The sequence below is a fragment of the Actinomadura opuntiae genome (assembly GCF_030283205.1).
GTDB lineage: Bacteria > Actinomycetota > Actinomycetes > Streptosporangiales > Streptosporangiaceae > Spirillospora.
On the sequence record NZ_JASNWF010000010.1, the window covers coordinates 288,783 to 301,491 of the forward strand.

The window sequence follows — 12,709 nt, forward strand, 5'->3', positions numbered from 1 at the left end:
GTGATGCCGGCCAGATGCGCGTCATCCGCCCCACCGGTGCAGAAGGCGCGGTGACGGTCCCGTCCACGCTGACGGGCTCGCGCCGGCCACCGCCACCATCAACCTGCAACACGCCCTCAGCAGCCCCAGTACCGAGGCTTCGCTGGACAGACGTTCGGGGTTGTCGCCGGCCGCGATCAGTAGGGCGGCCGCGCTGTCCGGGCCTACTCCGCGGACTTCCAACAGACCTGGAGCGCTTGTTTCGACGGCGGCGGCCAGGTGCTTGTTCAGGTCGTCGATCTCTGCGGTCAGGTGCTGGCTTCGGCGGGCCAGTAGTTTCAAGGTGTGGCGTGCGGCTCGGGCGGGGCCGTCGCCGTTGAGGTCGTCCAGTTGGGCGCAGTGCTTGATCAATTGGGGATTGCTGAGCCCGGCCAGGGACTCACGCAGCGCGGGGTCGGCCGAGACCAGGACGCTCTTGAGTTGGTTGATGGCCTGGGTGCGGGATTTGATCGCCGACCCTTTCGCCAGTTTGAACAGCCGAAGCATCTCCACTGGTCCGTCGCTGGTTTTGGCGACGGAGGTGGCGCGGCCGGACAGGACCGCGCGGGCGGCGGGCTCAGCATCGGTGGCGTCGGTCTTGCCGTGTCGCCGTCGAGCGGCTTTGTCCGGCTGGTTGACCTCGACCACCTCAAGTCCTTCGGCGAGCAGGTGGCGGGCCAGTGCGGCTCCGAAGGGGCCGGTGCATTCCACTTCCGCTCGGCGAAGAACGCCGAACGACCGTGCCCAGACAAGGAGTTGACAATAGCCGTCGGCGGTCGCTGGGAAACTGCAGCTGCCCAGGGCGACCCCCAGAGTCGTGACCACGGCGGCGACGTGGACGTCTTTGTGGGTGTCCACTCCGACCAGGACGTCCTCCTGGACGTCGGCCGGAATGTGACATGAGGTCGGGGGGTGGGTGTCACCGGGACAGTCGTAGCGCGGGTCAGGCCACCGCCCGAAGCGGCACTCGGGGGTACGTGCCGCGTTCTCATGGCGCGACAGATGAGTTGATTGGTTACAGCCTTTGAATCCTGTAACAATGCAGGCTTCACATTGATATCTACCGTCCGTCGCGCCTCGATCCCGAGGTCTCGATCGAGGGGCGACATCTGCGTCCTCCTCATCAACCGCCTGCGACTCCGTTGACTATGACTGGAGGACCACCTTGAGCGTCATCGTCATGACGGGTGCGACCGCCGGGCTCGGCGCGCACGCCGTGCAGCGGCTGACAGGGCCCGGCGCCCAGGTGATCATCGGTGCACGCGGAAGCGGCGGCGCGCCGCCGACCGGCTGCCGTGTGCTGCCGCTGGATCTGGCCTCGCTCGACAGCGTCCGCAATTTCGCCGATGCGGTGCGGTCGCAGGTGGACGGTGCCGCGATCGACGTGCTGGTCCTCAACGCCGGAGCCCAGTTCTCTCGCGATGACCGGCGCAGCGCCGACGGATTCGAGATGACCTTCGCCGTCAACCACCTCGCCCACTACTTGCTGGCACGGTCGCTCCTGTCCGGCATGGCCAGCACTGGACGGATCGTCTTCACCACGAGCGACACCCACGACCCGGCCGTCATCCCGTTCGGGCCCAAGACGCTCGATGTGCGGGCGCTCGCGCATCCTCCCCGCAGGGGCAGCGGGTTTCGTGCCTACGCCGCCTCCAAGCTCTGCAACCTACTGACTGCCCGCTCCCTGAGCGCGCTCGACGAGGTAAAGGAACGCGGCATCAGCGTGATCGCCTTCAACCCGGGGCTCACCGGCGGCACCGCGCTGTTACGCGGCCAGACGCGCGTGCGGCGTGCTCTTGCTCCGGCAGTGCTGCCGCTCGCCGGCGCGCTGCTCGGCAGATCCCATCCCCAGTTCCATGTCGGAACGCCGGAGCGTGCCGGCGAGGTCTTGGCCGAGCTGGCCTTGGGGACGGCCGCGCCGCCGCCCGGTCGCGTCTATGCCTCGCTGGTCAAGGGGGAGATCACCTTTCCCGATCCGTCCGAGCTGGCCCGCGACGACGACGCGCGCGATCTGCTGTGGCGGGAGAGCGCGGCCATGGTCGGCCTGCCGGCCTGATCACCCGAGCCGCGCCGCCGTCCGCGCCATCAGGCTTCCTGAGCCGCCCGGTGCGCGCCGCGGTTCTCGGCCAGCGCGGCGTACAGCAGGCCGCCGATCAGGGCCGCGTTCTTGTGGAACTGGATGCGCTGGAGTTTGCGGGCCATCGGGTCCTCGAGCTCCCAGAAGGCGTGCCCCGCCAGGGTCGTGGGTACGAGAGGGGCGGCGATCGCCATCGCCGCAAGCCGCGGCAGCACGACGGCCGCAAGCATGCCGCCCGCGACCGCTGGTGCTGACCGCGTTCGGCGGGGGCACCCGTGTGCCGGCTGCGGTTATAGGTAGCGGAGGCAAACCTGGTGCGGCCTAGGAGTTCATCCGAGGCCCGCACCAGTTCAGTGTCCTAGCTCGTCGGCGGTTGGTGGAGCTCGGCGCCGGCCTGCTGTACCGACAGCATCCTCACGGGGTGCTGGGGGAGCGGTCGGGGGCCGTCGGTCTCGATGAGGTGGGTGGGGCCGTAGGGCCAGGGGCCTGCGATGAGTGCGGTGAGGTTGGTGCCGGGCCAGTGATCGACCTCCAAGGTCGGTTTCGGACTGACGGGTCGTCACGCGTGGCCCGTTACGGCACCACCGCGCCGCCCGGGGTTCCTCTGAGGGTGGGGCAACAACTGGACACCGGGTCAGTGCGAAAGCAGGGGCCAGTGCGAGGCGAGCGGCGTGTCGTTCACCGGCTCATCCACCTCCAGGACGTGCTTCATCCGGTCCGCTTCCGGTCGAGGTGTCCGTATGGTCGGAGGGCGTGGCCGCGGGCGTGATCCGCCTGTTCACCGACGAGGGCCAAGTGTTCGAGGGCCCGGTCGGCACGGCCACCTGGCACGCGACGCCACGCGTGTCACCGTACGTCCGCGCCGAGGTCCGCCATCCGGACGGTTCGATGGCCGCCCCCACCAACCCGATCTTCCTCGGCCGCTGAGCCGGTCCAGGGCCTTCACGTGCGGTTCCGCGAGCGCGCGGAGAAAGCGCGTCCAGAACGTCGGCGGTGAACCGCCGAGCGAGGCGAGCGCCTTTCCGGCGCCGCACCGGTTCGCTCCTGAGAAGTGAGTGGCCGGTCGTCCCCCGCAGGTGTGCGGCGAAGCCGCGCTTGACCGGTTCCCCCGCCGGCCCTATTTTCTTTACGTGCCAGTTCCGTTTCGTAAATGAGGGGTCGGTGTGTCAGGGGCGGGTGAGGGTTCGCTGACGCGGGGCAGGCCGCGTGACAGCGGCCGTGACGTCGCAATACTCGACGCGACGCTGCGTCTGCTGACCGAAGTCGGGTACGACCAGCTGTCCATCGAGGCGGTCGCGACCCGGGCCGGGGTCGGTAAGCCGACGGTCTACCGGCGCTACGCCGGCAAGGCCGCGCTGGTGGCCGCGGCGGTCGAGCGCCGCGCGGTGGACACTCCACCGGTCACCTGGACGGGTGATCTTCGCGAGGTCTTGCTGGAGCTCGTGCGGTGGCTGGCGCGACAGATCGGTGAACAGGAGGTCGGGCTGCTCGGCGCCCTGTTCGCGGGCATGCGCAGCGACCCGGAGCTCGCCGCGGCCATGCGGCGGATCCTGCGCCGCGACGGGGCGATGATGACCGAACAGCCGTTTCGCAGTGCGACCGAGAGCGGCGAACACCTGGTGCCCGGAGCGGCCGGGCTGTTCGCCGAGATCGCCCCGGCCGTCATCGTTCACCGGCTCGTCTTCGCCGGCGAGCCCTGCGATCAACGATTCCTCGCTCACCTCGTCGACGACATCCTCCTGCCCCTGCTACGGCGCCGGTGAGGCGGCGCATCGCCGTCCTCGCCCCCGCGTGGACGGCCGCGGCCCGACCGGCTGTCCCTCGCCTTCGGCACACGTCCTGGCGGCCACCGAACGCTTCGGCGTCCGACCACGCGGTCCAGCGCGAAACATCGACAGAAGGGCATGATCATGATCGTCATCACCGGCGCGACCGGCGCCCTCAACGGCGCCACCGTCGAGCACCTGCTCAAGCGCATCCCCGCAGACGAGATCGGCGTCAGCGTCCGCGACGTCGCCAAAGCACAGCACTTCGCCGACCGGGGCGTGCGCGTACGGCGTGGCTCCTACGACGACCCGGCCGCGTTGCGTGAGTCGTTCGAGGGCGCCGATCAAGTGCTGCTCGTGTCCCAGAACGACCCCCACGGCGACGGAGTCGGCCTGCACCGCACGGCGATCGAGGCCGCGGTCGCGGCGGGCGCCCGGCGCATCCTGTACACCGGTCACCAGAACGTGCGCAGCGACAGTCCGTTCGCCCCGGCGCGTGAACACGCCGCCACCGAGGCGCTGCTCGCGGACTCCGGAACTGCCTGGACCTCGCTGCGCAACGGCTTCTACGCCCACAGCCTCGACTGGCTGCTCGGCCCCTGGCGGCAGACAGGAGTCATCGCCGCGCCGGCGGACGGCCCCGTCTCGTGGACGGACCGCGCCGACGAGGCCGAGGCCGCGGCGATCATCCTCGCCGGGCAGCGCCCGTTCGACGGTCCCGTCACGCTCACTGCCCGCCGCGCCGTCACCTTCGACGACATCGCCACGATCGCCACGGAGATCACCGGCCGCGACATCAGGCGAGTCGTCGTGGACGACGAGCAGTGGATCGCCGACCATGTCGCGGCCGGCATGCCGGAGTCCATGGCCCGCTTGCTGCTGCCGTTCTTCGAGGCCGCGCGAAGTGGCCATTTCGCAGAAACCGACCCGCTCCTGGCCGAACTCCTCGGCCGCGAACCACGGACGGTCGCCGACCTGCTCACCGACCGCGTCACCGCCTGAGTCAGCGCCGCAGGTCCCAACGCCGGCACGCCGGCCGCGCCCGCGCGCGGCCAACAGCGCTAGGAGCAGGATGGCGCCACCGTTGATGATGTCGACGGCCCAGACGACCTCGGAGCCGAACTCGCTGACTTGTGCGATGAGCTGCGTCAGCCCGGCTTCTCCGTTAAGGATCCGCCGCGACAGTGAGCGCTCCCATCCGGGCCGATCACCACGGCGTGATGGTGTTCCTTGCTGATATCGATGCCAGCCCACACCTTGTGCAACACCGTCTCCCGGGGACCGTGATCCGTGGAGTCCTGCAGACGACCTCGTCGGCTAGTTCGTTGAAGGCGGGCTCGGACGAGACCCCGGCGCCGGCCGGGCAGGGCAGGTGCCGGCGCTCAACGCGCGCTGCGCCGGCTCCGGTAGGCCGCGACGCTGGCCCGGTGCGCGCAGGCTCGGGTGCAGTACTGCTTCGAGCCGTTGCGCGAGAGGTCCACGAAAGTGGCCCGGCAGGTCGGCCCGGCACATACGCCGAGACGAGCGGGACCGAGCGTGGCGATCACGGAGGCCAGCGCGCTGAGCGTAGTCGCGGCAAGGTGCGCCGAGCAGCGGTCGGTGTCGGAGGTCACCTCGGTCCACCAGCGGTCGTCCTCGTGGCGCAGTACCGGGATGGCGCGGCTGCGACGCAGACCGTCGTTGATCAGAGCCGCGGCTTCGACCGCGTCCGCGTTGGCCCGTTCGAGCACCTCACGCACCGTCTCGCGCAACGCGCGGACTTCCGCCAGGTCGGCGCGGGTGAGATGGCGCGGACCGGTCCCTTTGTTCGCGGCCGAACTCGGAGGCTCAGCCGCGGGATGGTCGTCAAGGAAGTCCCGGAGCTGCTCCACGGTCTCGAGCGCGTCCTCTCCCTTGATCGGCCTCAAGGTGTTGGCCAGGTCGACGGCCGTCTGGACCACCGATGGGCTGTAATACGCATCCTGCATTTGACGTGTCTCCTCGCCGCCCGTAACGTTACACTCAAAGGAGCTTTAGCATGTCACAGCATACGTGGCGGGGGACGACACCGCAGACGATCCCGTCTGGAGGGGCCCGGGCACCGGAGCGAACCGACGCCCCGGACGGGCGTCGGCTGGGGCTGACCTTGGGGATGCTGGGGCTGCCGATGTACGTGGCACTGGGAGCACCGTCGGTGGCCCTGCCGGCCATCGGCCGCGCGCTCGCGGTGCCGTTCGGGGCAACCGCATGGATTCTCGCCGCGTGGTCGCTGACCTCCGCGCTCGCGATGCCGGTCGCGGGCCGGCTGCTGGTCCGCTGGAGCCCCTTCCAGGTCCTCGTCGCCGGGGTCGTGGCACTCGCCGCGGGCTCCGCGCTCGCCGGAGCCGGGCCGACACTGTCCGTTGTGATCGTCGGCCGACTGATCGGCGGCGCCGGGGCGGGCGCGACCGTGATCGCCGTCTTTGCCGCGGCCACCGCCCTTCCCGGGCGGCAACGGATCCGCGCCCTGGGAATCATCGCGGCCGCGAGCGCGACGGCGTCGGGGTGCGGGACACTGCTGGGCGGCGCGGTGACCGCATGGCTCGGGTGGCGTGCCGTGCTCGCGATCCCGGTCCTCGCGCTGCCCCTCCTGCTGGCCGCATTGCCGAGTAGGCGCGCGCTGACGCGGAGCGGTAGCGGCGTGCGAAACGGCTCGACCGGGCGACTCGATATCGTCGGCGCGGCCGTGCTGTCGGTACTCGCCGGCTCGTTGATCACGTTGCTGCAGGCACACTCGGTCGGCCTGCCCGCTCCGGTCACGCTCGTCGTGGCCGCCGCCGGGGTGCTCGCCGCCGTGGGACTGTGGTGGCGCGTGCGAAGCACGCCCGACGGGTTCGTGCCTCGGCGGGGGATCGCATCGCGCGGCTTCCTGGCGGCCGGGCTCATCGGCGGGACCGTCTTCGCCGGCTACTACGGGGTGCTGTTCCGCGCCCCGTCCCTGATCGAGCAGGCCACGGGGGGCGGCCCCCTGGAAGCCGGCGTGCTCTTGGTCCCGGCCGCCGCCTGCTCGGTGCTGGCCGGGCGGCTGGTCGGCACCTTGACCGACCGGTTCACCGGCTGGCAGGTGCCGGCCGGGCTCGCGGCACTCCCCCTGACCGGACTCGTCCTCAGCCTGACCCGGCGCCCTACCGCCGACCGCCGCCCCGAACCCGACGCCACGCGTGGGAGCCCGCGATGACGGTCCATTCTGATCCGATAGCACCTTGACCAGTAAGGAGCCTTGCCATGTCCGCCGAGCCGTTCGAGGTCAGCATCACCGAAGCCGAGATCGCGGACCTGCGTGAACGATTGCGACGGACACGGTGGCCCGAGCGCGAGCCGGTGGACGATTGGTCACAGGGTTTGCCGCTGGCGTATGCGCAGGAGCTTTGCCGCAGCTGGGCCGAGGACTACGACTTCGGGTTCGCCGAGCGGCTGAACGTGTTCCCGCAGTACCGCGACACGATCGACGGGCTGGGCATCCACTTCCTACACGTCCGCTCACCGGAGCCGGACGCGTTCCCGCTCGTGCTCACGCACGGGTGGCCGGGTTCGGTGCTCGAGTTCCTGGAGGTTCTCGGCCCGCTGACCAACCCGCGCGCGCACGGCGGTGACCCGGCGGACGCGTTCCACCTGGTCGCGCCGTCGTTGCCCGGGTACGGCTGGAGTGACAAGCCGTCGACGACCGGGTGGGGCATCACTCGCACCGCGCGCGCCTGGGACACGTTGATGGTCTCGCTGGGTTACGAACGGTACGGCGCGCAAGGCGGTGACTGGGGTTCGGCGGTGTCCGGGGTACTGGGCGAGGTGGCGCCCGAGCGGGTCGCCGGCGTGCACCTGAACCTGGGATCGGTGGCGGCGGGCACGTTCGACGACCCGACGCCCTCGGAGATGGCGAATCTCGAGGCCGAGAAGGAGATGCAGCGAACCGGCCGGGGGTACTCGGCGATCCAGGCGACCCGGCCGCAGACGCTCGGCTACGGCCTCACCGACTCCCCGGCGGGGCAGGCCGCCTGGATCGCCGAGAAGTTCTGGGCGTGGACGGACAACGACGGCCATCCCGAGGACGCGTTGTCGCGGCGGACGATCCTCGACGAGATCTCGGTCTATTGGTTCACCGCGTCGGCCACGTCGTCGGCGCGGCTGTACTGGGAGAGCTTCGCCAACTTCCGGGACAAGGTGACCGCGCCGTCCGGGCTGTCGGTCTACCCGCGCGACATAACCCGCCCGTCGAGGCGGGAGGCCGAGCTGCGGTTCACCGACCTGCGCTGGTTCGAGGAGCTGCCCCACGGTGGCCACTTCGCCGCGCTGGAGCAGCCGGAGTCGCTGGTCAAGCAGGTGCGCGGGTTCTTCCGCCTGTTCCGCTGATCACCTCGTCCTCCAAGCCCCAGCCCTGCGCGGGCGGGTCAGGCCGCGCCGCAGGCAGAACGCGTCGTCGGTCCCGCCCACGACCACGCCGCACAGACCGCGGGCGCACGCCTCGGGGTCAACGCGGACACCAGCCGCGGCGGCGATTGGCCGGGTGGACGTGCACCTGCGCGCGCGTCCTGGACCATGGGCGTAGTGACCATCGCGTCCCCGTCACTCCTGCTTAGCGGCCCGGTCGTGCCAGGTCACGAGCTACTCCGCGCCCGCTCTCCAAGACGATTCTGCGCGCATTGCGGGTCGCTTGGTCGTTGCGAATGGTCGTCGGAGTCACTTACGGCGGAGGGTGCGGACGCCTGCGCCCGGGCGCCAGGTCCGGATGACGAGTTCGTCGCCCTCGACCGAGGTCAGCACGGCCTCGCGCAGGTCGAGTCGGAAGGCGTGGAAGTCGCCGGGCGGCTCGTCGCCGGTGGTGGAGGCCTTCTTCTCCTCCGGATCGGTGATCTCGATCGCCACACCTGCGACCTTGGCGTCGCCGCCGTGCTCGGGGTCCGCCGGATGCGCGTGGATCGCGCAGCGGCCGTCCCGCTGCAGGTCGTGTGCCTTCACCGCGTGCAGCATCGAGCCGAACGAGAGGTCTGCGCCCTGGAAATCGACCTCCGAGCCGCTCACCCGTGGCGAGCCGTCCTTGCGCAGCGTCGCCAGGATGTGCGTCTTCTCGGCCTCGAACCGCGCCCGCACGGTCGCGGCCAGATCGGCCGCCTCCTCTTCGAATTGCCTCCATGTCGCCATCAGGCCAGTGTGCCCACCACCACCGACATTTCCGCGCGTGGCGCGGCACCGTGCTCGTGGGCGAGTAAGGGATGCGCGGTGAGCGGAACGTGCATCGGACGCCTGCCGGAGGGTCGGGTGGTCAGCCGCCGAGGTCCTGCAGTGCCCAGCTGTTGCCGTCGGGGTCCTGGAAATACGCGTAGGAGATGGTGGGCTTCCCGGGCGCGGACATGTCATTGACTTCGCTGATCTCCAGGCCGCGATTGGCGAGCTCTTCCCGAACCGAGTGGATGTCGGAAACGACCAGGTGCAGGTTCTGAATCGAGCCTGGCGCGGTGTTGACCCATCCCTCGCCGAAGCCGATCGAGCAGGCGGAGCCGGGCGGCGTCACCTGCACGATCCGGAGGCCGTCGGCAGGGGTGATGTCGTGATCGAGCTCGAAGCCCAGTGTTTCGGTGTAGAAGGCGATCGAACGGTCCGTGTCGGATACGGGGATCGGGACGAGCTCGAGCTTGAACTCCATGGCAGGCCGTCCTTTCGCTTACGCGGTCTCACGCTTATCCGTGCAGTGCGTGCGCCCGGAACAGTGTTGACCAAGCAAATCACGTCGTCCCTCTGATTGTCATGTGAATGCTGGGCCCGCCTTAAGGGGCTTTGATTCTGGGATTTCTGCTCGGTCCGAGGACGGCTGCCGGCGGCAGGAGTGGGATGCCGGGGCGGTGAGATGCGCGAGGGTGTCCGCGGTCACCGGTGAAACGGGCTGGTCGGTGGGCTGTGACTTCGGCAGGATGGCCCGGGTGGTCGGAGAATCGTCCTACGTGGAGCGAGCGCCCGCACCGGTGCTCGCGGCGGTGGTGTCATCGGTATGGATCCAGCAGGTAGGGGACCGGCCGCTGTCGCAGCGGCATTTGCCGCACGGTGGCGCCGAACTGCGATGCGTACTCGGTGAGACGCCGCGGCTGCTCGGGCCGCTGACCGCGTCGACGTACCAGGACATCCCGGCGGGTGGCACGGTCGTCGGGGTCCGTCTGCGGCCGGGTGTGCTCGGCGGCCTGGCCGGGATGCCGGCCGACGAGCTGGTCGACCAGGACGTCGCGGGCACCGACATCTGGCGCGGTTTCACCCGCCTGACGGATCTGCTCGGAGAGGCGGCGACACCACAGGCCGCGCTCGATCATCTCCAGTCGTTCGTCGCGCGGTCCGCCGGCGCGCATGACCCGCTGGTGAGCGAGGCCGTCCGGCACCTCATGCCGTGGCGCGGAGGAAAGCCGGCCGCCCTGCCCGGGTTGCTGTCCATCTCCGAGCGTCAGTTGCGGCGCCGGTGCCGGGCGTCGGTCGGCGTGGGCGTGAAGGAGTTGCATCGCATTCTTCGCCTGCAGGGTTTCGTCGCCCGGGTGCAGGCGTCGGTTGCTCAGCGGGGCGTCCTGCACGGCGACCTCGCGCGGTGGGCCGCGGAGACGGGCTACACCGACCAGGCGCACCTCGGACGCGAGTGCCGCCGGCTCGTCGGCGTGACGCCCGGCGAGCTTCTCGCGCAGACGGACGCGGCGTGCGGATGCGGGCACGATCACGCCGCGTCCTACGTCCCGATGCTCCGACCTGAGGATGGCCGTTTTGTACAAGAGCGGCACCGGGCCTCCGCCTAGCGTCGGGGTGATCTCGGGGGAGTCCCCGGGATGCCGGATGGATCACCGGAGGACCCGGATTGACCGTGCTCAACGACGAGGCCCGCGCGCTGTTCGCCGGGCCGAACATCGCCCACATCGCCACGCTCCTGCCCGACGGCGGCCCGCACTCGGTGCCGGTGATGATCGACATCGAGGGCGACCACCTGGCCTTCTTCACCTCGCCCAACTCGCGCAAGGGCCGCAACCTGGCCGCGGACGACCGCATCGCGATCTCTGTGACGGACCGGGAGAACCTGGTCCTCAGCGCCCTCGTCCGGGGCCGTGTCGTGAAACGGGTCGGCGGCGACGCGGGCTGGGACATCGTCGATCGCATTTTCACCAAATACACCGGCGGCCCGTATCCGTTGCGCGAGGACCGCGAGGCGTTCCTCGTGCGGCCGGAACACGTGAGCGTCCCGAAGTTCGGATGAAAAGGAGCCAATGATATGGCCAGGGTCGTCATACAGGCTGTGGTTTCGGTGGACGGCTTCATCGCCTATCCCGACGACACGGTCGGGCCGCTGTTCGACTGGTACAACAATGGCGACGTGACGGTGCGCGCCAACGACAAATGGCAGTTCAACGTCGGCCGCGCCTCTGCGGATTACGTCCAGCCTTTCTGGGACGCCGTCAAGGTCACGGTGATCGGCCGCCACCTGTTCGACACCACCGACGGCTGGTCGGGCGTGCCCGCCGCCGGGGACGAGCTCGTCGTCGTCACCCACCGGCCGCTGCCGGAGGAGTGGCAAGCCAGGTTCCCCGACGCGCCGTTCCACACGGCCGACTCCGTCGAGTCCGCCATCGCGCTCGCCAAGAAGCTCGCCGGAGACGGACTGGTCTGCGTGACCGCGGGCGACGTCGGCGGCCAGGCGTTCTCGGCCGGGCTCGTCGACGAGGTGGCGATGGACGTCGCCCCGGTGGTGCTGGGCGAAGGAGTGCGCTTCTTCGGCAGCCACACTGGAACGGTCCTCCTGGACGATCCCGACATGGTGGTCCAGGGCGACCGCGTGCTGCACCTGCACTACACCGTCCGACGCTGACCGGCTCCATCCAGAAGAGACCAACGGAGATTCGATGATCCTCGTTACCGGCGGCCTGGGCTCCATCGGTTCGCACACCGCCCGGGCACTGCTCGACCTGGGCGAATCCGTCGTGCTCACCGCGCACCGGTCCGTCGAGGTGCCGGAGTACCTCGCCGGCGAGCCCGGCGGCCGGGTCGCCGTCGAGCCGCTGGACGCCACGGACGAGGCCGCGTTCCTCGACATCGGGAAGCGGCACGAGATCAGCGGTGTCGTGCACCTTGCGGCGGGCCGGTACGACCATCCCGATCCGGTCGAGTACCTCCGCGCCGAGTCCCTCGCCCTGTTCAACGCGCTCAAGGCGGCGCGGGAGTGGGGTGTGCGGCGGTTCTCCGTCGCCAGCTCCATCGGCGTGTACGCGGGAGTGGACGAGGTCCCGTGGCGTGAGGAGGCCCCGCTGCCGGCGGTGGCGCCGCACCAGATCCACGCGTTCAAGAAGACCGCGGAACTGTTCACCGCGCTGACCGGTGACAGTGCCGGGTTCGAAACGGTGAGCCTGCGGATCGGCACCATCTGGGGACCGCTCGGCCTGCCCGACTCGCCGTTCTTCCCGCTTCCCCGCCTGCTCAGCGCGGCGGTCTGGGGCGAGGCCCCCGATCTCACCCCGCCCCGTCCGCCCGCGTACGCCGACGACGCCACGGACCTCTGCTACGTGAAGGACTGCGGCCGGGCCATCGCGCTGCTCATGCTCACCGAGCGGCTGAACCACCGCGTCTACAACGTCTCGACGGGACGGCTGGTGCGATTCGGCGAGGTGGTCGACGCGATCAACGCCGCCGTTCCGGGCGCGAACGTCACGTTGCCGGAGGGCCGCAACCCCGACCGGCCGCCGGACAACTACCTCGACATCACCCGGCTGCGGGAGGACACCGGCTTCCGTCCGGAGTACGACGTCGAGCGCGCGGTACCGGACTACGTCGACTGGCTGAGGACGCATGACCGCTAGGGCCGCCCGCGCCCGTCCCGGAC

General features: G+C 70.1%; 15 protein-coding genes. 10 read left to right on the forward strand and 5 right to left on the reverse strand.

From position 1 onward, the window contains the following. Window positions 1–21 precede the first annotated feature (21 nt). Window positions 22–876: an IS110 family transposase gene (locus tag QP089_RS23465; RefSeq protein ID WP_285913972.1), complete on the reverse strand. Its 855-nt coding sequence runs from the start codon at window positions 874–876 to the stop codon at window positions 22–24. A 307-nt stretch (window positions 877–1,183) separates the two neighbouring features. On the opposite strand from QP089_RS23465, the gene QP089_RS23470 reads away from it, so the two are divergent. Continuing rightward, the gene (locus tag QP089_RS23470; RefSeq protein WP_285913974.1) at window positions 1,184–2,074 is read left to right on the forward strand and encodes an SDR family NAD(P)-dependent oxidoreductase; all 891 of its coding nucleotides are present in this window, start codon (window positions 1,184–1,186) and stop codon (window positions 2,072–2,074) included. 29 nt (window positions 2,075–2,103) lie between these two features. Here the strand turns inward: QP089_RS23470 and QP089_RS23475 are convergent, their stop codons facing one another. Beyond that, window positions 2,104–2,325 (reverse strand): hypothetical protein, encoded by a 222-nt coding sequence (locus QP089_RS23475; RefSeq protein WP_285913976.1) that lies wholly within the window; start codon window positions 2,323–2,325, stop codon window positions 2,104–2,106. Window positions 2,326–2,848: 523 nt separating this feature from the next. Between QP089_RS23475 and QP089_RS23480 the strand changes: the two genes are divergently transcribed. The 3 genes from QP089_RS23480 to QP089_RS23490 all read left to right on the forward strand — a co-directional run bounded on the left by QP089_RS23480 (window position 2,849) and on the right by QP089_RS23490 (window position 4,863). Further along, window positions 2,849–3,022, forward strand: a complete 174-nt coding sequence (locus tag QP089_RS23480) for a hypothetical protein (protein ID WP_285913978.1) — start codon at window positions 2,849–2,851, stop codon at window positions 3,020–3,022. A 236-nt stretch (window positions 3,023–3,258) separates the two neighbouring features. Then, window positions 3,259–3,858, forward strand: a complete 600-nt coding sequence (locus QP089_RS23485) for a TetR/AcrR family transcriptional regulator (protein WP_285913980.1) — start codon at window positions 3,259–3,261, stop codon at window positions 3,856–3,858. Window positions 3,859–4,005: 147 nt separating this feature from the next. Continuing rightward, entirely contained in the window at window positions 4,006–4,863 is an 858-nt protein-coding gene (locus tag QP089_RS23490) for an NmrA family NAD(P)-binding protein (protein ID WP_285914057.1), read from the forward strand. Window positions 4,864–5,243: 380 nt separating this feature from the next. On the opposite strand, the gene QP089_RS23495 is transcribed toward QP089_RS23490, so the two are convergent. After that, on the reverse strand, window positions 5,244–5,828 hold the full coding sequence (locus QP089_RS23495; protein WP_285913982.1) for a CGNR zinc finger domain-containing protein: 585 nt from the start codon (window positions 5,826–5,828) through the stop codon (window positions 5,244–5,246). A 179-nt stretch (window positions 5,829–6,007) separates the two neighbouring features. On the opposite strand from QP089_RS23495, the gene QP089_RS23500 reads away from it, so the two are divergent. Beyond that, window positions 6,008–7,057: an MFS transporter gene (locus tag QP089_RS23500; RefSeq protein WP_285913984.1), complete on the forward strand. Its 1,050-nt coding sequence runs from the start codon at window positions 6,008–6,010 to the stop codon at window positions 7,055–7,057. 47 nt (window positions 7,058–7,104) lie between these two features. Next, window positions 7,105–8,226: an epoxide hydrolase family protein gene (locus QP089_RS23505; protein WP_285913986.1), complete on the forward strand. Its 1,122-nt coding sequence runs from the start codon at window positions 7,105–7,107 to the stop codon at window positions 8,224–8,226. Between the two features lie 327 nt (window positions 8,227–8,553). On the opposite strand, the gene QP089_RS23510 is transcribed toward QP089_RS23505, so the two are convergent. Then, window positions 8,554–9,015 (reverse strand): pyridoxamine 5'-phosphate oxidase family protein, encoded by a 462-nt coding sequence (locus QP089_RS23510; protein WP_285913988.1) that lies wholly within the window; start codon window positions 9,013–9,015, stop codon window positions 8,554–8,556. A gap of 121 nt (window positions 9,016–9,136) precedes the next feature. Further along, the gene (locus tag QP089_RS23515; protein ID WP_285913990.1) at window positions 9,137–9,517 is read right to left on the reverse strand and encodes a VOC family protein; all 381 of its coding nucleotides are present in this window, start codon (window positions 9,515–9,517) and stop codon (window positions 9,137–9,139) included. 274 nt (window positions 9,518–9,791) lie between these two features. Between QP089_RS23515 and QP089_RS23520 the strand changes: the two genes are divergently transcribed. From QP089_RS23520 to QP089_RS23535, 4 genes are all read left to right on the forward strand, one after another. Further along, entirely contained in the window at window positions 9,792–10,640 is an 849-nt protein-coding gene (locus QP089_RS23520) for a DUF6597 domain-containing transcriptional factor (RefSeq protein WP_285913993.1), read from the forward strand. Window positions 10,641–10,705: 65 nt separating this feature from the next. Further along, on the forward strand, window positions 10,706–11,092 hold the full coding sequence (locus tag QP089_RS23525) for a pyridoxamine 5'-phosphate oxidase family protein (protein ID WP_285914059.1): 387 nt from the start codon (window positions 10,706–10,708) through the stop codon (window positions 11,090–11,092). A gap of 15 nt (window positions 11,093–11,107) precedes the next feature. Continuing rightward, window positions 11,108–11,701, forward strand: a complete 594-nt coding sequence (locus tag QP089_RS23530) for a dihydrofolate reductase family protein (RefSeq protein ID WP_285913995.1) — start codon at window positions 11,108–11,110, stop codon at window positions 11,699–11,701. Window positions 11,702–11,735: 34 nt separating this feature from the next. Next, window positions 11,736–12,686: an NAD-dependent epimerase/dehydratase family protein gene (locus QP089_RS23535; protein ID WP_285913996.1), complete on the forward strand. Its 951-nt coding sequence runs from the start codon at window positions 11,736–11,738 to the stop codon at window positions 12,684–12,686. Window positions 12,687–12,709: the final 23 nt, after the last annotated feature.